The sequence below is a fragment of the Pantoea sp. Z09 genome, from assembly GCF_022394795.1.
Lineage (GTDB): Bacteria > Pseudomonadota > Gammaproteobacteria > Enterobacterales > Enterobacteriaceae > Pantoea > Pantoea latae.
The window spans coordinates 731443-753552 of sequence record NZ_CP092373.1; the positions used below are offsets into that span (position 1 = coordinate 731443).

A 22110-nucleotide genomic window follows, 5' to 3' on the forward strand; every position below is an offset into this window, starting at 1 on the left:
GGATCGGATGCAATCAAGCGCAATATATCGCCGTTCTTTTACGCTCAGCGTTCTCTGTGCTGGCATCGCTTTGTTTACAACTTCCTCTCTGGCGGCCCGCAGCGACATGATGCAAACGGCCAGCCAGATCACCGCAACCGGTCTGGCGTCACAGCAGGACCTTCCCTCACTGACCGGCGAAAGCGCCGAACCCGCGCTGGCGCGCGTGCCTGACACCCTGACTCTCAATCAGGCGGTGCAGCGGGCGATCCAGTGGCATCCCGATATCGCCGAGGCGGTGGGTAAGCTGATGGAGCAGGCCGACCAGGTAGATGTGGCGAAAGCCAAATATTATCCGCAGGTCAGCGGCGGCCTGAACAACGGCTACAGCAACAGCTACAGCGAGAAGGGGTTTAGCCCGTCGGTGGTGCTGTCGGTCTCCCAGATGCTCTACGACTTCGGCAAGGTCAGCAGCTCGGTGCGCTCCGCCGAAGCGGGCGTGGCGCAGCAGCAGGCAAACGTGCTGGTGAGCATCGACACCGTGGCGCACGACACCGCGGCGGCGCTGATCCAGGTGCAGGGCTATCAGCAGCTGGTGAAGATCGCGCAGGAGCAGCTGACCGCGCTGATGAAAATCGGCGATCTGGCGCGTCGACGCAACGATGAAGGGGCCGCCTCGCTCTCCGACGCAACGCAAACCGACGCCCGCATCGAAGGGGCGCGCACCGTGCTGACGCAGTATCAGGCCAACCTCGACCGCTGGCGCGCCACGCTGGCGACTTATCTGGGCTGGCCGCTGGTGAAAAAAGTCAGCGACGCTTTCCCCGACAACTTAACGCGCTCCTGCGACGCCGCGAAGGCGGACGACCGCCTGATCCCGGCGGTGCTCGCCGCCTGGGCGCAGGCCAACGAGGCGCAGGCGAAGCTCGACAACGCCAACGCGCAAATGCTGCCCACCATTTCGCTGGAGCCGCAGGTGACGCACTATCTCAACAACCACTACGCCAACAGCGAAACGCTGGACCGCACGCAGTATTCCGCCTTCGTTAAAGTGGAGATGCCGCTCTATCAGGGCGGCGGCATGACCGCCAGCCGAAACGCCGCCGCCAACGCGCTGACCGCCGCCAACGCCGCGGTCAACTCGGCGCGGCTGAAAGCGCGCCAGCAGCTGAGCGAGTCGCAGAGTCAGTCGCAGAGCCTGGCGCTCAGCCTGGCGATCCAGGCGCGGCAGCAGCGGCTGGGGGAGAAAACCCAGGAACTCTATCAGGATCAATATCTGCAGCTTGGCACCCGGCCGCTGCTCGACGTGCTCAACGCCGAACAGGAGGTGTTCCAGACCCGCTTCACGCTGCAGCAAACCATCAGCCAGCTCCGCTCGCTGCAGCTCGACTGCCTTTACAGCACCGGCCATATGCGGTCGGCGTTCGCCCTGAATAATCAGCGGATCCAGTCCGTGGAGATCCAGCCATGACGCAAATGCAGCTTCCAGATTCCCCCGCAGGTAAGCCCGATGGGGACGAAAGCGGGGTGCCGCTACCGGGCTGGGCGACAGCCATTATTCTTATTGCCGGCCACTATCGGCTGCCCTGTTCGCCGGGCATGATCCTCGCCGCCAGCGAGTGGCAGGGCAAGCAGACGCGCGACAAAGCGCTGCGCCATCTGGCGCGTCAGGCCGGGATGTCGCTGCAGCTCTATCAGGATAAGAAATGGGAGATTAACCACTGGCGGCTGCCGCTGGCGGTCGAGCTGACGGATGGTCAGGTCGGCGTGATCGTCAGCTTCGACGGTGAAGACGAGGTGCGCGTGCACTTCAGCGGCGACGAGCAGCCGACGCCGCTGGCGCTGGGCGCGCTGCTGCCCGATATTCGCTTCGCCGCCGCCTTTCGCCCGCTGACCGCCGCCAAAGACAGCCGCGTCGATCGCTTTATGGAGACCATCAAGCCGGACTGGCTGCGCCGCCTGGTGCTGCGCGATCTGCGGCCCTACGGCTACGTGATGCTGGGATCCTTCCTGATCAACCTGCTGGCGCTGGTGGGGATCATCTTCTCGATGCAGGTCTACGACCGGGTGATCCCGGCGCAGTCCTATCCCACGCTCTACGTGCTCTACGGCGGGGTGATCATCTCGGTGATCTTTACCTATATTCTGCGCGTCGGGCGCGATCACGTCACCGATCTGCTCGGCAAGCGGGCGGATATGCGCGTCTCCGATCGGGTATTCGGCCACGCGCTGCGCCTGCGCAACAGCGCGATTCCCCGATCCACCGGCACCTTTATCTCGCAGCTGCGCGAGCTGGAGGCGATCCGCGAAATGGTGACCTCGACCACTGTCTCCTCGATCGTCGATATGCCGTTCTTCCTGCTGTTTATGCTGGTGATGGCGATTATCGCGCCGCAGCTGGCGTGGATCGCGCCGGTGGCGGTGATCCTGATGATCCTGCCCGGCATCCTGAAGCAGAAAACCCTGGCGCGGCTGGCGCATCAGGCGCTGAAAGAGTCGACGCTGCGCAACGCGGTGCTGGTGGAGAGCGTGCAGGGGCTGGAGGATATCAAGCTGATGCAGGCGGAGGATCGTTTTCTGCAGCAGTGGAACAGCTATATTCGCATCACCGCGCAGTCCGGCGTGGAGATGCGCAAAGTAATGCACTCGCTGATCAGCTGGGGCGTCACGGTACAGGGGCTGGTCTACGCCAGCGTAATCGTGGTTGGCGCGCCGATGGTGATCAACGGCGATATCACCACCGGCGCCATCGTGGCGGCGTCGCTGCTCTCGTCGCGTATGATCGCCCCGATGGGCACCCTGTGCGGCGTGCTGGCGCGCTGGCAGCAGGTGAAGGCGGCGAAAACCAGCCTGGATGCGCTGATGGCGCTGCCGGTGGAGAACAGCAAAGACGAAACCCGCATCCACTGCCCGGTGCTGTTTGGCCACTACCAGTTCAGCGAGGCGATGTTTCGCTACTACAGCGACTCCGCCACCGTGGCGCTGCGCATTAAAAGCCTGACCATCAGGCCGGGCGAGCGCGTCGCGGTGCTGGGTCGCAACGGATCGGGCAAATCGACGCTGCTGCAGGCGATGATCGGCGGCATGGATCTGGTGGGCGGCGAGCTGCGGCTCGACAACCTCAGCCTGCCGCATATCGATCTGGCTGACGTGCGGCGCAACGTCGGCCTGATGACGCAGAATGCGCGGCTGTTCCACGGCACGCTGCGCGAAAACCTGACGATGGGCGCGGCGCACGCCAGCGACGAGGCGATCTTCGCCGCGCTGACGGTAAGCGGCGGCGCCGACTTTATTCGTCGTCTGCCGCTCGGACTCGATCATCCGGTGATGGAGGGCGGCGTCGGGCTGTCCGGCGGGCAGCGGCAGTCGGTGCTGCTGGCGCGCATGCTGCTGCGCGATCCCAATATCGTGCTGCTGGATGAGCCGACCGCCTCGCTGGACGATCACACCGAAAAAGAGTTTATCGAACGGCTTGGCCAGTGGCTCAACGGCCGCACGCTGGTGGTGGCGACGCACCGCGCCGCTATCCTCGCGCTGGTAGATCGCGTGCTGGTGCTGAAAGAGGGGCAGCTGGTGATGGACAGCCCGAAAGAGAGCGCGCTGCCGCCTGCGCGGCCGGCGCTGAATCGCCCGGAGGATAACGCATGAGCGAGCTATCGACAAAACTGCGGCTGGTGTCGCCCGAGGCGCAGACCTCTGACGATCTCAACGGCGATCTGCGCTCGGAAACCTACTACAGCGGCGCGGTGCGCCTGATCGTCATCAGCTTCTTTTTGCTGCTGGCGGGGCTGATCTGGGCCTGGTTCGGCGTGCTCGACGAGGTATCGACCGGCACCGGCAAGGTGATCCCCAGCTCGCGCGATCAGGTGCTGAGTTCGCTGGAGGGCGGCATTCTCGCCGAGCTGAACGTGCATGAAGGGGATCGGGTGCAGGCGGGGCAGATCGTGGCGAAGCTCGATCCCACGCGATCCGTCTCCAGCGTCGGCGAGAGCGCGGCGCGCTACCGGGCCGCGCTGGCGGCCAGCGCGCGGCTCTATGCCGAGGTCAACGATCAGCCTTTGCGCTTTCCCGAGGAGCTCAAAGCCTTTCCCGAGCTGATCGCCTCGGAAACCCGGCTCTATACCACGCGACGCGCGCAGCTCAAGGACGCCACGGCGCAGATTCAGGAGTCGCTCGGGCTGGCTAACCGCGAGCTGGCGATCACCCAGCGGCTGGCGAAAAGCGGCGCGGCCAGCAGCGTCGAAGTGCTGCGCCTGCAGCGCGACAAGTCCGATCTGGAGCTGAAGCTGACCGATATGCGCTCGCAATACTACGTGCAGGCGCGCGAGGATCTGGCGAAGGCGTCAGCGGAAGCGGACAGCCTGGCGCAAACGGTGAAGGGACGCGAAGATACCGTCAGTCGTCTGACGCTGCGCTCGCCGATGCGCGGCATCGTGAAAAACATCAAGGTCACCACCGTCGGCGGGGTGATCCCGCCCAACGGCGAACTGATGAATATCGTGCCGATGGACGACCGCCTGCTGATCGAGGCGCGCCTCTCGCCGCGCGACATCGCCTTTATCCATCCGGGGCAGAAGGCGATGGTGAAGATCTCCGCCTATGACTACGCCATCTACGGCGGACTGCAGGGCGTGGTAGAGAGCATCTCGCCCGACACCATTCAGGATGAGGTGAAGCCGGAGATTTACTACTACCGCGTCTTTATTCGCACCGACACCGACTACGTGCAGAACAAAGCGGGCCGCCGCTTCTCTATCAGCCCCGGCATGGTCTCTACCGTGGATATCAAAACCGGGGAGAAAACGGTGATGGATTACCTGATCAAACCGTTCAACCGCGCCAAAGAGGCGCTGCGAGAACGTTAATCGCGTCTCAACAACGGCTGTTCAGGCGCGCCGCGCATTGCAGCGCGCGCCGAACTCCGCGATAATCGCCTGACATGCGGCAACGCTGAAATCCCTTCCTCGTCGGGTTTAACGACGCGGAGGGGATTTTTTTTATCTACCCTTTTATCACCAGTAACTTAACGCCATGCGGCAGTGAGGATGATTTATGTATAACACCCTGGGCAATCAGTACGACAACTCGCTGGTTTCAAACGCCTTCGGTTTCATGCGTTTTCCGGTGAACTTCCAGCCTTACGACAGCGACGCCGAGTGGGTGATCACCGGCGTGCCGTTCGACGCCGCCACCTCTGGCCGTCCGGGCAGCCGTCTGGGGCCGGGCGCAATCCGCCAGATCTCCACCAACCTCGCCTGGGAAGGCTGCCGCTGGCCGTGGGATTTCGACCTGCGCCAGCGCCTGAACGTCGTTGACTGCGGCGATCTGGTCTACGCCTTCGGCGACTCGCAGGATCTCTCCGACAAGCTGCAGGCGCACGCGGAAAAACTGCTGGCGAACGGCAAGCGCATGCTGACCTTCGGCGGCGACCACTACGTGACGCTGCCGCTGCTGCGCGCCCACGCGAAGCACTTCGGCAAACTGGCGCTGGTGCATTTTGACGCCCATACCGATACTTACTCCAACGGCCCGACCTTCGACCACGGCACCATGTTCTTTACCGCGCCGCAAGAGGGGCTGATCGATCCGCAGCACTCGGTGCAGATCGGCATTCGCACCGAGTTCGACAAAAGCCTCGGCTTTAACGTGCTGGATGCGGCGCAGGTCAACGATCGCAGCGTGGATGACATTCTGGCGGAGGTGAAGCGCACCGTCGGCGATATGCCAGTCTACCTGACGTTCGATATCGACTGCCTGGATCCGGCGCACGCGCCCGGCACCGGCACGCCGGTGATTGGCGGGCTGACCACCGACAAAGCGACCAAGCTGGTGCGCGGCCTGCAGGGGCTGAACATCGTCGGCATGGATTTGGTGGAAGTGGCGCCGGGCTACGATCACGCCGACCTGACCTCGCTGGCCGCCGCGACGCTGGCGCTGGATATGCTGCACGTTCAGGCTGTTAACAAAGGCAAGTAACCGAGTCGCACCGGGCGCGCTGACGCCTGGTGATTAACCTAAACGGGAGGCGATCATGGGCTTACTGGATGAATTAGTTGGCGCGCTGGGCCACGGCAACGGGCGCAACACCCTGGGCGAACTGGAAGCGGTCTGGAGCTGGGTGCAGGAGCAGGGCGGCGTCGAAGTGCTGCTGCATAAGTTTCAGCAGGGCGGGCTAGGGGAGATCCTCAGCTCCTGGATCGGCACCGGCAGCAATCAGGCGGTAAGCGGCGGCGAACTGAAGTCGGCGTTCGGCGAGGCGTCGCTGCAGTCGCTGGCGCAGAAGCTCGGCACCGACGTCGACGGCGCCTCAGGCAAGCTGGCGGAGCTGCTGCCGCACCTGGTCGACCGCATGTCGCCGCAGGGTCAGATGGACGATCAATCCCTGCACGACAAGCAGCTCGATTTGGGATCGATGGTCGATCGGCTGTTTAAGCGCTAGTGTTGTGCGCCGCCGTCTGGCGGCGCACATCCGCTTATTTTCCGCCGTCCGCCGCGATGCGCTCGCGAATATGCTGCGCGCGCGCCGCGGAGTCGGGATGCGAATCAAACAGGCTGCTCTGCTGGCCCTGCTGCATTTTCGCCAGCTTCTCAAAGCTGGTCGCCAGCCCCAGCGGATCGATGCCGCGTTTCTTCAGTAAATCGTAGGAGTAGTCATCCGCCTGCGACTCCTGGGTCTGCGAGAACTGCGCGTTGACCAGCTGTTCGCCCAGATCGCCGAGCTGCGACTGCGACAGCGAGCCGATCACGCCGCCGACAGACGCCGCCGCGGTGCGCGCCGCCGTGGTGCCGAAGGCGACCTGCATCGCCTTGCGCGTATGGCCGAGCGCCACGTGGCCCATCTCATGCCCCAGCACCCCTTCGACTTCGTTGTCGTCCATCATATCCATCAGCCCGCTGTAGACGCGGATGCAGCCGTTCGCCATCGCCCAGGCGTTGACGTCTTTGGTGAGGTAAACGCGGTAGTTGGCCGGCGTGCCGTTGATATTGTCCCCCAGCGCGGCGGCGATCTTGTTAAGACGCTGCTGGTAGGTGCTGTCGGCGGGCGCCAGCTGATTCTCTTTATCCATCTGCGCGCAGGATTGATCGCTGAGCTGTTTGACCTGTGCGTCGTTGAGGGTATAGGCCTGGAAGGCCTGCGCGCCCGACTGCAGCAGCGCGTTGTTGTCCATGCCCTGGCAGCCGCTGAGCAGCGCCGCGAGGCCGATCGCCGTAATACCTGTCTTGATTTTCATGCGTACATCCTGTGAGTAACAAGGAGAGAAAAGCCCGTATCTGAAAAAGGGTCAGATACGGTAACGAGTGGGTTATAGCCTGTGGCTGGCGACTGCGCTAGCAGACATTGCCGTAAATGCCAGACGAAGCGGTGACATTTAGCACGGCGCGGCATGTACTTTTGCCCCGATTTTCATGTACATTGATGAGCGACTTTTTCCTTGTTTTGCCTAATAAACCATTAATAACAATGCTTTAAACAGGCGAATCATTCATCCGACCTGGAGTAGAACATGCCCTCTCGTAAAGAGCTTGCCAACGCCATTCGCGCGTTAAGTATGGACGCAGTACAGAAAGCCAAATCGGGACATCCGGGGGCCCCGATGGGTATGGCCGATATTGCCGAGGTGCTGTGGCGCGGCTACCTGAACCATAACCCGACCAACCCGCAGTGGGCCGATCGCGACCGCTTCGTGCTGTCGAACGGCCACGGCTCCATGCTGATTTACAGCCTGCTGCACCTCACCGGCTACGATCTGCCGCTGAGCGAGCTGCAGAACTTCCGCCAGCTGCACTCTAAAACTCCAGGTCACCCGGAATATGGCTACACCCCAGGCGTGGAAACCACCACCGGCCCGCTGGGCCAGGGCATCGCCAACGCGGTCGGCTTCGCCATCGCCGAGCGCACGCTGGCGGCGCAGTTCAACCGTCCGGGTCACGATATCGTCGATCACAACACCTGGGTGTTTATGGGCGACGGCTGCATGATGGAAGGCATTTCGCATGAAGTCTGCTCGCTGGCCGGCACCCTGAAGCTGGGCAAGCTGGTGGCGTTCTATGACGACAACGGCATCTCTATCGACGGCCACATCGACGGCTGGTTTACCGACGACACCGCCAAACGCTTTGAAGCCTACGGCTGGCACGTGGTGCGCGGCGTAGACGGCCACGACGCAGACGCCATCGCCAAAGCGATCGACGAAGCCAAAGCGGTGAGCGATAAGCCTTCGCTGCTGATGTGCAAAACCGTTATCGGCTTCGGTTCGCCGAACAAGGCCGGCACCCACGACTCGCACGGCGCGCCGCTGGGCGAAGACGAAGTGGCGCTGACCCGTAAACAGCTGGGCTGGGCGCACGCGCCGTTCGTGATCCCGTCAGAGATCTACGCCGAGTGGGACGCGAAAGAAGCGGGCCAGGCGAAAGAGGCGAAGTGGGACGAGAAATTCGCCGCCTACGCGCAGGCGTTCCCGGAGCTGGCTGCCGAATTCAAACGTCGCGTCAGCAACGAGCTGCCGGCTGACTGGCAGGAAGCGTCGCAGAAATTTATTGAACAGCTGCAGGCGAACCCGGCGAAAATCGCCAGCCGTAAAGCATCCCAGAACGCCATTGAAGCGTTCGGCAAGCTGCTGCCGGAATACCTGGGCGGCTCCGCTGACCTGGCGCCGAGCAACCTGACCATGTGGTCCGGCTCTAAGCCGATCAACGTCGACGCAGCGGGCAACTATATCCACTACGGCGTGCGCGAGTTCGGTATGACCGCCATCGCCAACGGTATCGCGCTGCACGGCGGCTTCCTGCCGTACACCGCCACCTTCCTGATGTTCGTGGAATATGCGCGCAACGCGGCGCGTATGGCGGCGCTGATGAAGATCCGTCAGATCATGGTCTACACCCACGACTCTATCGGTCTGGGCGAAGATGGCCCGACGCACCAGCCGGTCGAGCAGCTTGCCAGCCTGCGCACCACGCCGAACATGAGCACCTGGCGCCCGTGCGATCAGGTTGAATCCGCCGTGGCGTGGAAATACGCTATTGAGCGCAAAGATGGCCCGAGCGCGCTGATCTTCTCTCGCCAGAACCTGGCGCAGCAGGATCGCACCCCTGAGCAGCTGGCGAACATCGCACGCGGCGGCTACATCCTGAAAGGGTGCGACGGCCAGCCAGAGGTGATCCTGATCGCCACCGGTTCCGAAGTCGAACTGGCGGTCGCGGCATACGACAGGCTGAGCAGCGAAGGCATCAAGGCGCGCGTGGTCTCTATGCCGTCTACCGACGCGTTCGACAAGCAGGATGCCGCCTACCGCGAAGCGGTGCTGCCGAAAGCGATCGGCGCGCGCGTCGCGATTGAAGCGGGCATCGCCGACTATTGGCAGAAATATACCGGCCTGCACGGCGCGGTAGTAGGCATGACCACCTTCGGCGAATCCGCCCCGGCTGAGCAGCTGTTCGAGCTGTTCGGCTTTACCGTCGACAACGTCGTGGCGCAGGCGAAAGCGGTGCTGTAAAGCCCGCGCAGGCGGGCGAATCCAACAGGGCTACGGCTGCAATAGCGTCGCCTTGTGCAGCTGAAAGGTCTGACCGTCGGGCGCAGGCGCGTCGGTCAGGCCGTTCTCTCTCTTCTCCTGTTCCCAGGGAAGCGAAGAGCCATAAAAGCGTCCCTCTGGATGCACCGCCAGCGATTCGCACTCAATGGTGCCCTCCATAACGCCCTCGGCGTTAACCGCCACTTCGCGACTGCGACATAACCCCTTTAGCCTGCCGCCGATCTCGGTGCGCTGCGCATAGATCTCGCCGTCGACGCATCCCTGTTTTTGCAGCACCACGGTTTTTTGCGCCATGATTTTGCCGGTCACGCTGCCATTGATGTGCACGTCGCCCTCGGCGGTGATCTCGCCGACGATGGTGCAGCTCTCCTGAATGGTGGTGATAGCGGCGGGCGCGGCTTTAATCATAGTGCCGCCGAAAAGGCGCGCCGCCTGATCCTGTTCCTCTGAGGTCGCCGCCATGTCGGGCATGGCGACATCGCCGTCGCTGGCCGGCGGCGCTTTGCGTTTAAACATGATTATTCCCTTATTCAATTTTGATCCTCTGAACGCGGCATGGGCAATCGGCGTCATCATGACAGCCAGCAGCAGCGTTATACGCCAGCCAAACAGCCAGGCGCCCAGCGCGCAGGCCCAGAGAAACCAGAGATACCAAAGCAGGTTGTAGTTCATCACTTGTCTGCCATCAGAACGCGCCGGTTGCCAGGCGCTATGCAGGGTTACTTTACTAAAGCGGGGCGCGTCTGGCGGTCGTTTTATATCCATCGCAACGATTCAAGTGTGATCCTGGTCAGATTTTTAAATTCTGATTTGATCTGACGCATTCCAATTATTACTGCTTCTCTTTATTGTAGCTGAACCGTTTCAGTCCGCGCTGCGACGGCGTTTTTTCCGGCGGTATGCCGTGGCAAAAGCGCAAGAATTTCCTGTACAAACGTGAATGTCTGGCTCAGGCTATCGTTCCGATTTTGCACTGAATTTAACTGCTGGGGTGATATGACGGTTCGCATTGCCATTAATGGATTTGGTCGCATTGGACGCAACGTGCTGCGCGCGCTCTATGAAACCGGGCGGCGAGCAGAAATCACGGTGGTGGCGATCAACGAACTGGCGGAAGCGGCCGGTATGGCGCACCTGCTGAAATATGACACCAGCCACGGGCGTTTCGCTTTTGACGTGCGTCAGGAGCGCGACCTGCTGTGGGTCGGCGACGATACCATCCGCATCCTGCATCATGCCGATATCGACGCGCTGCCGTGGCGCGAGCTTAACGTCGACATCGTGCTGGAGTGCACCGGCGTTTACGGCAGCCGGGCAGACGGCGAGGCGCATCTGCAGGCGGGCGCGAAGAAGGTGCTGTTCTCCCATCCAGGCGGCAACGATCTCGACGCCACCGTGGTGTTCGGCGTGAACGAAAAGGCGCTGAAGCAGGAAGACCGCATCGTCTCTAACGCCTCCTGCACCACCAACTGCATTATTCCGGTGATCAAACTGCTGGACGACGCCTTCGGCATCGAGTCGGGCACCGTCACCACCATTCACTCGGCGATGCACGATCAGCAGGTGATTGACGCCTACCACAGCGATCTGCGCCGTACGCGCGCCGCCAGTCAGTCGATCATTCCGGTCGACACCAAACTGGCCGCCGGCATCACCCGTATTTTTCCGAAATTTAATGACCGCTTTGAAGCGATCGCGGTACGCGTGCCTACCATCAACGTTACGGCCATCGATCTCAGCGTTTCCGTACGCCAGTCGGTCAGGGCCAGCGAGGTCAACGCGCTGCTGCAAAACGCGTCAGAGGGGGCATTTCGTGGTATAGTTGACTATACGGAATTACCGTTAGTCTCAGTAGATTTTAACCACGATCCGCACAGTGCCATTGTGGACGGCACGCAAACGCGGGTCAGCGGTCAGCGCCTGATCAAGACCCTGGTCTGGTGCGACAACGAATGGGGCTTTGCTAACCGAATGCTCGACACGACGTTAGCGATGGCCGCAAGCGGTTTCAGGTAAGGCGCGGTTTGCGCCTGACAAAACTTACGAGAATCAACGAGAGGGTTCACCATGTCTGTAATTAAGATGTCCGATTTGGATCTGGCTGGTAAGCGCGTTCTGATCCGCGCCGATCTCAACGTACCAGTAAAAGAAGGGAAAGTGACGTCAGACGCACGTATCCGTGCTTCTCTGCCTACCATCGAATCGGCGTTGAAACAGGGCGCAAAAGTGATGGTCACCTCTCACCTGGGTCGCCCGACCGAAGGTGAATACAACGAAGAATTCTCCCTGCTGCCTGTTGTTAACTATCTGAAAGATAAACTGAACGGCACCAAAGTCACCCTGGCAAAAGAGTACCTCGACGGCGTTGAAGTCGGCGCGGGCGAGCTGGTGGTGCTGGAAAACGTGCGCTTTAACAAAGGCGAGAAGAAAGACGACGAAACGCTGTCGAAAAAATACGCCGCGCTGTGCGACGTGTTTGTGATGGACGCGTTTGGCACCGCACACCGCGCCCAGGCGTCAACGCACGGCGTCGGCAAGTTCGCGCCAATCGCCTGCGCCGGTCCGCTGCTGTCGGCCGAGCTGGAAGCGCTGGGCAAAGTGATGAGCAACCCGGAGCGTCCGCTGGTCGCAGTGGTCGGCGGCTCTAAAGTTTCGACCAAATTCGACGTGCTGCAGTCGCTGGTGAAAATCGCTGACACCGTGATCGTCGGCGGCGGCATCGCCAACACCTTTGTGGCTATCGACAACAACGTCGGCAAATCACTTTACGAGCCGGACTTCGTTGAAGCGGCGAAAGGCCTGCGCGATCAGTACGGCATTCCGGTGCCGACCGACTCACGCGTTGGCACGGAATTCTCTGAAACTGCGCCGGCAACGGTGAAAAAGGTTTCCGAAGTGGCGGATAACGAAGAGATTATGGACTTCGGCGACGAAACCGCGCAGGCGATGGCGAAAGTGCTGAAAGAGGCGAAAACCATTCTGTGGAACGGCCCGGTCGGCGTGTTCGAGTTCCCGAACTTCCGTAAGGGCACCGAGATCGTCGCCAATGCCATCGCTGACAGCGACGCCTTCTCTGTTGCGGGCGGCGGCGATACCCTGGCGGCTATCGACCTGTTCGGCATCGAAGACAAAATCTCTTACATCTCTACCGGCGGCGGCGCGTTCCTTGAGTTCGTCGAAGGCAAGAAACTGCCTGCGGTCGCCATGCTGGAAGAGCGTGCTAAGCAGTAATCCTTTGGGGGCGACGCGCTGCCGCGTCGCCTGAAGTCTTGCCCGTAGGGCGTTTAAAGCGCTGTCCCTCAGGGGATAGTCGGTCACGAAACAGGACACAATCATGTCTAAAATTTTTGATTTCGTTAAACCCGGCGTTGTCACTGGCGACGACGTTCAGAAGATCTTCCAGGTCGCGAAAGAGAACAAATTCGCGCTGCCAGCGGTAAACTGCGTCGGCACCGACTCCATCAACGCCGTGCTGGAAGCCGCCGCGAAAGTGAAAGCGCCGGTTATCGTCCAGTTCTCTAACGGCGGCGCCGCGTTTATCGCCGGCAAAGGTTTCAAAACCGACAAGCCGCAGGGCGCAGCCATTTTCGGCGCTATCTCAGGCGCGCATCACGTTCACCTGATGGCTGAACAGTATGGCGTGCCGGTTATCCTGCACACCGACCACTGCGCGAAGAAACTGTTGCCGTGGATCGACGGTCTGCTGGACGCAGGCGAAGCGCACTTCGAGAAAACCGGCAAACCGCTGTTCTCTTCTCACATGATCGACCTCTCTGAAGAGTCGCTGGAAGAGAACATCGAGATTTGCAGCAAATACCTGGCGCGTATGGACAAGCTGGGCATGACGCTGGAGATCGAGCTGGGCGTGACCGGCGGCGAAGAAGATGGCGTGGACAACAGCCACGTTGACGCTTCCGCACTCTACAGCCAGCCGGAAGATGTTGATTACGCCTACACCGAACTGAGCAAAATCAGCAAGCGTTTCACTATCGCTGCCTCTTTCGGCAACGTGCACGGCGTCTACAAGCCAGGCAACGTCAAGCTGACCCCGACCATTCTGCGCGACTCGCAGAAATACGTGTGTGAAAAACATGGCCTGCCGCACAACGCGCTGGACTTCGTTTTCCACGGCGGTTCCGGTTCTTCCGCAGCGGAAATCGAAGAGTCGATCAGCTACGGCGTGATCAAAATGAACATCGATACCGACACCCAGTGGGCCACCTGGGACGGTATCCTGCAGTACTACAAAAAGAACGAAGCGTATCTGCAGGCGCAGCTCGGCAACCCGCAGGGCCCGGACAGCCCGAACAAGAAATACTACGATCCGCGCGTCTGGCTGCGTTCAGCGCAGGCCTCCATGGTCGTGCGCCTCGAGCAGGCTTTCAAAGAGCTGAACGCCATCGATCGTCTGTAATCCGCCACGCGGGTTAACTGCACAGGCCAGATCTTCGGATCTGGCCTTTTTTTATCCTGCTATTGCGCTATTCCGCTCAAATTCACAGCAAATTCAACGCAGATTTGGCATATCCCCCGATTCTTGATTACCCTTGATAGCTGGTTTGCCGGAACTTTCTGGCTGTGATTTGACCTTCCCGGCAGGGAATTCAACAACAGGGCTCTCATATGGAAGACTTAAATGTCGTAGACGGCATACATAACGCCGGCGGCTGGCTGGTGCGCAATCAGGCGCTGATCCTCAGCTATGCGGTCAATATCGTCGCGGCTATCGTTATCCTGATACTGGGGATGATTGTGGCGCGCATCATTTCACGCGGCATCAATCGCGTGCTGGTGGCGCGTCACATTGATAAAACGGTGGCGGACTTCCTCTCGGCGCTGGTGCGCTACGGCATTATCGCCTTTACGCTGATCGCCGCGCTGGGACGCGTCGGCGTGCAGACCGCGTCGGTCATCGCCGTGCTCGGCGCCGCTGGTCTGGCGGTCGGTCTGGCGCTGCAGGGGTCGCTCTCTAACCTCGCGGCGGGCGTGCTGCTGGTAACCTTCCGTCCTTTCCGCGCGGGCGAGTTCGTCGATCTGGGCGGCGTGATGGGCACGGTGCTTAACGTGCAGATCTTCTCTACCACCCTGAAGAGCGCCGACGGCAAAATCGTCGTGGTGCCGAACGGCAAAATCATCGCCGGCAACATCGTTAACTTCTCGCGCGAGCCGGTGCGCCGCAACGAGTTTATTATCGGCGTCGCCTATGACGCGGACGTGGATGAAGTGATTGCGCTGCTGGAAGAGGTGGTGAAGAGCGATCCGCGCGTGCTGCAGGATATGGGCGTGCAGATCGGCCTCAACGAGCTGGCCGCCTCGTCGCTTAACTTTGTGGTGCGCTGCTGGAGCAACAGCGGCGATCTGCAGAACGTTTACTGGGATCTGCTGAAGAACTTTAAGCGCGCGCTCGATGCGAAAGGCATCGGCATTCCTTACCCGCAAATGGATGTGCATCTGCATCAGGCCAGCCAGCCGGAAGCGGAAACCAAAGCGCCGTAATGAAACCGGGGCGGCGACAGCGTCGCCCCTATTAACCTGTCTAATGCCTGATTAATTTTTTCCATTTCCGCTAATAATACCGCCTCTCTATACTCTCCTGCATCTCGCCGATGTAAGGAAAATGCTGTGTTATCTCTCTATTTACAAGGGCTTGCCCTTGGCGCCTCGCTTATTCTGCCGCTGGGGCCGCAAAACGCTTTCGTGATGAATCAGGGCGTGAAGCGCCAGTATCATCTGATGACCGCCTCGCTCTGCACCCTGAGCGACATTGCACTGATCTGCGGCGGCATCTTTGGCGGCAGCGCTTTGCTGCATCAGTCGCCGCTGCTGTTGATGCTGATCACGTGGGCTGGCGTGGCTTTTTTACTCTGGTACGGCTGGAATGCACTGCGCGCCGCGTTTAGCGGCCATGTCGATCTGGCCAGCAGCGGTGAGCTGACACAGAGTCGCTGGCGTATCGTCGCCACTATGCTGGCGGTCACCTGGCTTAATCCGCACGTCTATCTCGACACCTTCGTGGTGCTGGGCAGCCTGGGCAGCCAGCTGCCGACGCAGGCGGCGCGGCACTGGTACGCGCTCGGCACCATCAGCGCCTCGGTGATCTGGTTTTTCGGCCTGGCGCTGATGGCGGCCTGGCTCTCGCCGCGCTTGCGTACCGCCGGCGCGCAGCGCGTAATCAACCTGCTGGTGGGTGCGGTGATGTGGGTTATCGCCAGCCAGCTGGCGCTGCAGGGCGTAGCGAATTTCTGATTCGAATAGTCTGAAAGCGGCAGAACAGGATAAGCAAAACGCGAACTTTTGCGGTATAACACGTTCTTAGCAGTGCCTACTATCCCGCTCAGGCTCGAGCCTTTGATGCCGCGGCAAAACAGAGATTTCAAGGAGGACTTTCGTGAAACTGAAAGCACTGGCGCTGGTCGCCATGACAGGCGCGTTAGCGCTGCCGTTAAGCGCCCTGGCCGACGAACTGCCGAACGGCCCGCACGTAGTGACCTCTGGTCAGGCAACCGTGGATGCGCGCCCGGATATCGCCACGCTGTCGATTGTGGTTAACGTCTCTTCTAAGGACGCGGCGGACGCCAAAAAGCAGGCGGACGACCGCGTTGCGCAGTATTTCGATTTTCTGCAGAAAAACGGCATTGAGAAGAAAGATATCGATGCCGCCAACCTCAGCACCCAGCCGGAATATGACTACACCAAAGAGGGCAAGTCGGTGCTGAAAGGCTACCGCGCGGTGCGCCAGGTGCAGGTTACGCTGCGTCAGCTGGATAAGCTGAACGAGCTGCTGGACGGCGCGCTGAAAAGTGGCCTGAACGAAATCCGCTCGGTCGAACTGGGCGTCACCAACCCAGACAGCTACAAGGCGCAGGCGCGCAAGGCGGCGATCGATAACGCCACGCAGCAGGCGGCGGCGCTGGCGGAGGGCTTCAACGCGAAGCTCGGCCCGGTTTACAGCATTCGCTATCACGTCGCCAACTACCAGCCGATGCCGATGGCGCGCATGTATAAAGCAGCCGCGCCGGCAGCGGATACCTCTGCGCAGCAGACCTACGAGCAGCAGAGCATTCACTTTGACGATCAGGTGGATGTGGTGTTTGACATCAAGCCGAACACGGCCGCTACGCAGCAGTAAGGGAAAGGGGCGCTCAGCGCCCCTTTTTTCGCCGTTTGTCAGATAACAAACCAGTTAAAACGCTACCCGCGTGCACACCTACTCAGGCGGCCAGATTATCCTGACGCAGTACGCGATGGCCGTGTGAAATCAGCGCGTCGGTAACGCGGCGCATCAGGCGGCTCTCCGGCGCAAAGCGGTGCCAGTAAAGCATGCGGCGCTGGCACAGGCCGGGCGTCAGATCCAGCAGCTCGCCGCTCGCCAGTTCGCGCTCGATCTGCAGATGCGGGATCATACAGCAGGTCGAACCCTGGCGCGCCAGCTGCACGAAGGCTTCCGACGAGTTAACAATATGGCAGGGCACGCTGCCGGGCGAGAGATCGAAATTCTGCTGCAGAAAGGCCTGGTGCATGTCGTCGAGATGGTCGAAAGCGACCGCCGGGGCTTTCAGCAGCGCCGAGCGCGTCACGCCGTTGGGGAAGTAGCGCGCGGCAAACTCGGGCGAGGCGACAAACAGGTAGTCGAGCGCGCCAAGCTGATCGACCAGGCAGCTCGGCAGCGGCTGCGGCTGAATACTTACCGCGCCAACCACTTCGCCACGGCGCAGCCGCTCCTGGGTGCGGGTTTCATCTTCAACCTGCAGATTGAGGCGCACCGGCGAGTCCGCCAGCACCTCTTTTAACGCCGGCAGCAGCCAGGTCGCCAGACTGTCGGCGTTGACCGCCAGCGACAGCAGCAGCGGCGTCGTGCCGCCGTTTTCGTCGCTCAGCCACTCCTCTTCCAGCAGCTCTACCTGATGCAGCAGCGCCAGCAGCTTCTGGCCCTGCTCGGTGGGGCGCGGCGGCACGGTGCGCACCAGCAGCGGCTGACCAAACAGGTTTTCCAGCTGCTTGATGCGCTGGGAGACGGCCGACTGCGTAATGCATAATTTTTGTGCGGCGCGCTCAAAGCCGCGTTCGCGAATCACCGCATCCAGCGCCTGAAGCGTTCGATAATCGGGGCGTTTCATTATTGTTCTCTCTCGTTCAGGATGGACGATACTATGCCATAAAAAATTCATCTGACGCGCTGTGCGCCGGATCTTTACGCGCGCCGCACCGCAGAAAAGGGGCCGCCAGCGCCATTTTTGCGGGCCGGCTTGCAAAGCGATCACGTCAGCCTAAACAGCCGCGCACATTCGGCAAGCGTTGCTTTATACTACGCGCACTTCGTTGTCGCACAGGTTATAAACATACCATGACCCAGGATGAACTGAAAAAAGCCGTAGGCTGGGCCGCGCTGAAATATGTGCAGCCGGGCACCGTCGTCGGCGTCGGCACCGGCTCTACCGCCGCGCACTTTATCGATGCGCTCGCCACCGTGAAACATCAGATTGAGGGGGCGGTCTCCAGTTCGGAAGCCTCTACGCTGAAGCTGAAAGCGCTCGGCATTCCGGTGTTCGATCTCAACGAGATTGACGATCTGGCCATCTACGTCGACGGCGCGGATGAGATCAATCCGCAGATGCAGATGATCAAAGGCGGCGGCGCGGCGCTGACGCGCGAGAAAATCGTGGCGGCGGTGGCGGATAAGTTCATCTGCATCGCCGACGCCTCGAAAGAGGTGGACGTGCTGGGGCGTTTTCCGCTGCCGGTCGAGGTGATCCCGATGGCGCGCGCCTATGTCGCCCGCGAACTGGTTAAGCTCGGCGGCCTGCCGGAGTATCGCCAGCATGTCGTCACCGACAACGGCAACATTATTCTCGACGTGCACAATCTGCGCATTCTCGATCCGAGTGCGCTGGAAAAAACCATCAATGCGCTGCCGGGCGTGGTCACCGTCGGGCTGTTTGCCACACGCGGTGCCGATATTGCCCTGATCGGCACGCCAGACGGCGTGAAAACCATCGAAAAATGATCTGTCCGGCGCGCTCAGCGCGCCGGTTATTTGCACGCGCAAAATATCTTTTCTTACATCGCCTAAATTCGGTGACTTATGTCACATAACCGTCATCGACAGCAGGTTCGTTCTTTGTTCCCGGTTCAGCTCCCGATTTTCTGTGGCAATGTGCTGGGCGCAGGCCTCCCCGTGCTGGCGGCAAGGCAAACGGTTGTCTTGCCGCAGGCGTAAATTTTGATATTTTGACAGAAGGCGCGCTTATGGCGGCCATTGTTGAAATCACAATAGGGTCGGGGAAATGGCAAAGGTATCACTGGAAAAAGACAAGATTAAATTCCTGCTGGTGGAAGGCGTGCATCAGAGCGCGCTGGAGAACCTGCAGGCGGCAGGTTATACCAACATCGAATTCCATAAAGGCGCGCTGGATGCCGATGCGCTGAAATCCGCCATTCGCGATGCGCACTTTATCGGTATTCGCTCCCGCACCCAACTCACCGAAGAGATCTTCGCCGCGGCGGAAAAACTGGTCGCCGTGGGCTGCTTCTGCATCGGCACCAACCAGGTCGACCTTAACGCGGCGGCGACGCGCGGCATTCCGGTGTTTAACGCGCCATTCTCCAACACCCGTTCGGTCGCCGAGCTGGTGATCGGCGAGATGCTGCTGATGCTGCGCGGCATTCCCGAAGCCAACGCCAAAGCGCATCGCGGCATCTGGAATAAAAACGCCCTCGGCTCGTTTGAAGCGCGCGGCAAAAAGCTGGGCATCATCGGCTATGGCCATATCGGCATGCAGCTCGGCGTGCTGGCGGAAAGCCTGGGGATGCACGTTTACTTCTACGACATCGAAAACAAACTGCCGCTCGGCAACGCCACCCAGGTGCGTCATCTGGCCGACCTGCTCAATATGAGCGACGTGGTCAGCCTGCACGTGCCGGAAACGCCTTCTACCCAGGATATGATCGGCGCGCAGGAGCTGGCGCAGATGAAGAAGGGCGCGCTGCTGATCAACGCCTCGCGCGGCACCGTGGTGGATATTCCGGCGCTGTGTGACGCGCTGTCGAGCAAGCATCTTTCTGGCGCCGCTATCGACGTCTTCCCGGTTGAGCCCGCCACTAACAGCGATCCGTTCACTTCGCCGCTGTGTGAATTCGACAACGTGATCCTGACGCCGCACATCGGCGGCTCGACCCAGGAAGCGCAGGAGAATATCGGGATTGAAGTCGCGGGCAAGCTGGCTAAATATTCCGATAACGGCTCTACGCTCTCTGCGGTCAACTTCCCGGAAGTGTCGCTGCCGATGCACGGCGCCAGCGCCAGCCGTCTGCTGCACATTCACGAGAACCGTCCGGGCGTGCTGACGGCGATCAACCAGATCTTTGCCGAGCAGGGCATCAACATCGCCGCGCAGTTCCTGCAAACCTCGCCGCTGATGGGGTATGTGGTGATTGATATCGACGCGCCGCAGGATCGGGCGGACAAAGCGCTGCAGCTGATGAAGGCGATTCCAGGCACCATCCGTGCCCGTCTGCTTTACTGATCGCGCACTATGCAAAAAGGGCCGGCAACGGCCCTTTGATGCAAATCCCGCTTATTCCCACTGCCACAGCCGCGACGGCGTCAGCACCGCGGGCAAAGGCACATCCCACTCCGCCGTTGGCAACTGCTCCACCTGCTGACAATCGTGCGCCACCCCAACGGGTAAGAACCGATGCTGCCGCCAGTTCTGCAGGGTGCGATCGTAGAAGCCGCCGCCCATGCCGAGGCGCTGCCCGCTGCTGTCAAAGGCCACCAGCGGCACCATCATCACATCCAGCTGGTCCAGCGTAATCAACGAACGAATATCGAGCGGCGGTTCGGGAATACGCAGTTTATTCGGCGTCAGCACCGTTTCCGGCGTATAGCGCAGAAACAGCAGATGGCCAGCGGCGAAAGGGTGCAGCACCGGCAGATAGATCTGTTTTTTCTGCTGCCAGAGTTTAGCGATAAGCGGACGGGTGTTGATTTCGCCGTCAACCGACAGAAACAGGGCGATATGGCGGGCGTTAGCAAGAGGAGCGAAGTTAACCGCGTGTTCCGCCAGCAGCGCGGCGGCCTGGACCTGCTGTTCTTCCGTCAGGGCGCGGCGCAGATGGCGCACGTGCTGACGCAGAGCGTGTCGATCGAGCAGTGAGGGCTGTGACATGGGAACCCCGTTGATAAGTCGCTGATTGAGCAACTATATCATTCACAACGGGGAAAAACAGATGCAGAAGGTAGAGAGATCTCCGAGATGCCGCCGCAGGCTGTAACCCTTGAACCCTTGGTTCAAGGTGAATGTGCCGTCGCAACCATCAGGCTTCTCGGACGGACCGAGCATGCTCACAGGTTACAGAGCGCCACACTCTGTTGGTATGAAATATCGGCTCAGGGGACTGGCCCGCTTGCAAACATCTCAGAGAAAATGGACTTCACCGTTACTGTAGCACAGCAACCATAAAGTATTATTCGAACTTCGCACCCTGGCGGTCGGTTATGCGACCTTGCTCAACAAGAGCCTGTTCAATGGTCTGCTGCAGCATACGGATACGTTGTTCCATATTAGCAGCATAATCGCGCGTTTTCACTTTCTCTTGCGCCAGTTCATGGCAGATGTTTAACGCGGCGATGAACACCAGTTGCTCGGTATTTGTGACTCTAGTGCGAACTTTTAAATCTTGCAACCGTTGATTGAGATCATCGGCAGCCGCATTCAGCGCATCTTGCTGTTCAGGCGGACAATTCACTCTCAATGAACGACCAAAAATTTGTATATCTACTGGTTGTGCAGACATGCCACCTTCCTGACTGATTACTTCGCCCGCAGCTCCCTTTATGCTCAATGCGTTGGGAGGCGGGCAACTATATAGACCCGCGAAATAACTTACAACCCCTTTTCTGGAAACCTTGAGGCAGCTAGTGGTAGCATAACACGAACTTATTCTGCCAACGACGACGAATCCTTATGTCTTTACAGAACGCAACCCCCGATTACAACGCGCTGGCTTCGGCGCTCTCTCAGCAAGGCGTGGGGATGACGCCAGCGGAAATGCATGGCCTGATCAGCGGAATTCTGTGCGGCGGCAATCAGGACAACAGCTGGAAAACGCTGGTGCACGATCTCACCAACGAAGGGATGGCGTTTTCACAGGGCCTCGCGCTGCCGCTGCAGGCGCTGCATGAAAGCACCGCCAGCACGCTGGAAGATGAAGGCTTTTTATTTCAGCTGATGCTGCCAGACGAAGAGGATATCAGCGTCTTCGACCGCGCCGACGCGCTGGCGGGCTGGGTGAACCACTTCCTGCTGGGGCTGGGCGTTACCCAGCCGAAGCTGGAAAAAGTCACCGGCGAAACCGGCGAAGCGATTGACGATCTGCGCACCATCGCACAGCTTGGCTACGATGAAGACGAAGACCAGGAAGAGCTGGAACAGTCGCTGGAAGAGGTGATTGAATATGTGCGCGTGGCGGCACTGCTCTGCCACGACACCTTCAATCATCCTCAGCCGACCGCCCCCGAAGTGAAAAAACCGACGCTACACTAAGCCAGATATCTCAGGGCGCGAACGTGCCCGTTTCTACAGGGAGTGCAAAC

20 protein-coding genes and 1 other RNA gene are annotated in these 22110 nt (G+C 60.3%); 15 read left to right on the forward strand and 6 right to left on the reverse strand.

Features of this window, described 5'->3' with window-relative positions:
* The first annotated feature begins 106 nt into the window (after positions 1-106).
* From MC269_RS03575 to MC269_RS03595, 5 genes are all read left to right on the forward strand, one after another.
* Positions 107-1450 (forward strand): TolC family outer membrane protein, encoded by a 1344-nt coding sequence (locus MC269_RS03575; RefSeq protein WP_371824355.1) that lies wholly within the window; start codon positions 107-109, stop codon positions 1448-1450.
* Positions 1447-3627, forward strand: coding sequence for a type I secretion system permease/ATPase (locus tag MC269_RS03580; RefSeq protein WP_239954000.1), 2181 nt, complete (start codon positions 1447-1449; stop codon positions 3625-3627). The genes MC269_RS03575 and MC269_RS03580 overlap by 4 nt, the downstream gene beginning before the upstream one ends.
* Positions 3624-4844 carry an HlyD family type I secretion periplasmic adaptor subunit gene (locus MC269_RS03585; protein WP_239954002.1) on the forward strand — a complete coding sequence of 407 codons (1221 nt, stop codon included), beginning with the start codon at positions 3624-3626 and terminating at the stop codon, positions 4842-4844. Before MC269_RS03580 ends, MC269_RS03585 begins: the two co-directional genes overlap by 4 nt.
* Before the next feature lie 187 nt (positions 4845-5031).
* Positions 5032-5955 (forward strand): agmatinase, encoded by a 924-nt coding sequence (speB, locus tag MC269_RS03590; RefSeq protein WP_081140885.1) that lies wholly within the window; start codon positions 5032-5034, stop codon positions 5953-5955.
* Between the two features lie 55 nt (positions 5956-6010).
* Entirely contained in the window at positions 6011-6418 is a 408-nt protein-coding gene (locus tag MC269_RS03595; RefSeq protein WP_081140886.1) for a YidB family protein, read from the forward strand.
* A 34-nt stretch (positions 6419-6452) separates the two neighbouring features.
* Here the strand turns inward: MC269_RS03595 and MC269_RS03600 are convergent, their stop codons facing one another.
* Positions 6453-7211: a M48 family metallopeptidase gene (locus MC269_RS03600; protein WP_239954004.1), complete on the reverse strand. Its 759-nt coding sequence runs from the start codon at positions 7209-7211 to the stop codon at positions 6453-6455.
* Positions 7212-7484: 273 nt separating this feature from the next.
* Here MC269_RS03600 and tkt point away from each other — a divergent pair, with 273 nt between their 5' ends.
* Positions 7485-9476 (forward strand): transketolase, encoded by a 1992-nt coding sequence (tkt, locus tag MC269_RS03605; protein ID WP_239954006.1) that lies wholly within the window; start codon positions 7485-7487, stop codon positions 9474-9476.
* Positions 9477-9506: 30 nt separating this feature from the next.
* Here tkt and MC269_RS03610 read toward each other — a convergent pair whose 3' ends face one another.
* Positions 9507-10031 (reverse strand): polymer-forming cytoskeletal protein, encoded by a 525-nt coding sequence (locus MC269_RS03610; protein ID WP_239954007.1) that lies wholly within the window; start codon positions 10029-10031, stop codon positions 9507-9509.
* 480 nt (positions 10032-10511) lie between these two features.
* Between MC269_RS03610 and epd the strand changes: the two genes are divergently transcribed.
* The 6 genes from epd to MC269_RS03640 all read left to right on the forward strand — a co-directional run bounded on the left by epd (position 10512) and on the right by MC269_RS03640 (position 16644).
* The gene (epd, locus tag MC269_RS03615) at positions 10512-11531 is read left to right on the forward strand and encodes an erythrose-4-phosphate dehydrogenase (protein WP_239954010.1); all 1020 of its coding nucleotides are present in this window, start codon (positions 10512-10514) and stop codon (positions 11529-11531) included.
* 51 nt (positions 11532-11582) lie between these two features.
* Positions 11583-12746 carry a phosphoglycerate kinase gene (gene pgk / locus MC269_RS03620; protein WP_081140891.1) on the forward strand — a complete coding sequence of 388 codons (1164 nt, stop codon included), beginning with the start codon at positions 11583-11585 and terminating at the stop codon, positions 12744-12746.
* A 103-nt stretch (positions 12747-12849) separates the two neighbouring features.
* Positions 12850-13929, forward strand: a complete 1080-nt coding sequence (gene fbaA, locus MC269_RS03625; RefSeq protein WP_239954011.1) for a class II fructose-bisphosphate aldolase — start codon at positions 12850-12852, stop codon at positions 13927-13929.
* A 209-nt stretch (positions 13930-14138) separates the two neighbouring features.
* A complete protein-coding gene (gene mscS, locus MC269_RS03630; RefSeq protein ID WP_081140893.1) occupies positions 14139-15011 on the forward strand; it encodes a small-conductance mechanosensitive channel MscS in 873 nt (290 codons plus the stop codon).
* A gap of 126 nt (positions 15012-15137) precedes the next feature.
* A complete protein-coding gene (argO, locus tag MC269_RS03635; protein ID WP_239954013.1) occupies positions 15138-15761 on the forward strand; it encodes an arginine exporter ArgO in 624 nt (207 codons plus the stop codon).
* A 142-nt stretch (positions 15762-15903) separates the two neighbouring features.
* The gene (locus MC269_RS03640; protein ID WP_081140895.1) at positions 15904-16644 is read left to right on the forward strand and encodes an oxidative stress defense protein; all 741 of its coding nucleotides are present in this window, start codon (positions 15904-15906) and stop codon (positions 16642-16644) included.
* Between the two features lie 82 nt (positions 16645-16726).
* On the opposite strand, the gene MC269_RS03645 is transcribed toward MC269_RS03640, so the two are convergent.
* Entirely contained in the window at positions 16727-17632 is a 906-nt protein-coding gene (locus MC269_RS03645; RefSeq protein WP_081140896.1) for a LysR family transcriptional regulator ArgP, read from the reverse strand.
* A 227-nt stretch (positions 17633-17859) separates the two neighbouring features.
* On the opposite strand from MC269_RS03645, the gene rpiA reads away from it, so the two are divergent.
* On the forward strand, positions 17860-18519 hold the full coding sequence (gene rpiA / locus MC269_RS03650; RefSeq protein WP_081140897.1) for a ribose-5-phosphate isomerase RpiA: 660 nt from the start codon (positions 17860-17862) through the stop codon (positions 18517-18519).
* A gap of 280 nt (positions 18520-18799) precedes the next feature.
* Positions 18800-20038: a phosphoglycerate dehydrogenase gene (gene serA / locus MC269_RS03655; protein WP_239954015.1), complete on the forward strand. Its 1239-nt coding sequence runs from the start codon at positions 18800-18802 to the stop codon at positions 20036-20038.
* A 51-nt stretch (positions 20039-20089) separates the two neighbouring features.
* Here the strand turns inward: serA and MC269_RS03660 are convergent, their stop codons facing one another.
* The 3 genes from MC269_RS03660 to zapA all read right to left on the reverse strand — a co-directional run bounded on the left by MC269_RS03660 (position 20090) and on the right by zapA (position 21311).
* A complete protein-coding gene (locus MC269_RS03660) occupies positions 20090-20683 on the reverse strand; it encodes a 5-formyltetrahydrofolate cyclo-ligase (protein WP_239954017.1) in 594 nt (197 codons plus the stop codon).
* Positions 20684-20758: 75 nt separating this feature from the next.
* A non-coding RNA gene (gene ssrS, locus MC269_RS03665) (6S RNA) lies at positions 20759-20942 on the reverse strand.
* A 39-nt stretch (positions 20943-20981) separates the two neighbouring features.
* Positions 20982-21311 (reverse strand): cell division protein ZapA, encoded by a 330-nt coding sequence (gene zapA / locus MC269_RS03670; RefSeq protein ID WP_081140900.1) that lies wholly within the window; start codon positions 21309-21311, stop codon positions 20982-20984.
* A gap of 170 nt (positions 21312-21481) precedes the next feature.
* Here zapA and MC269_RS03675 point away from each other — a divergent pair, with 170 nt between their 5' ends.
* Positions 21482-22060, forward strand: coding sequence for a YecA family protein (locus MC269_RS03675; protein WP_239954019.1), 579 nt, complete (start codon positions 21482-21484; stop codon positions 22058-22060).
* The last annotated feature ends 50 nt before the right edge of the window (positions 22061-22110 follow it).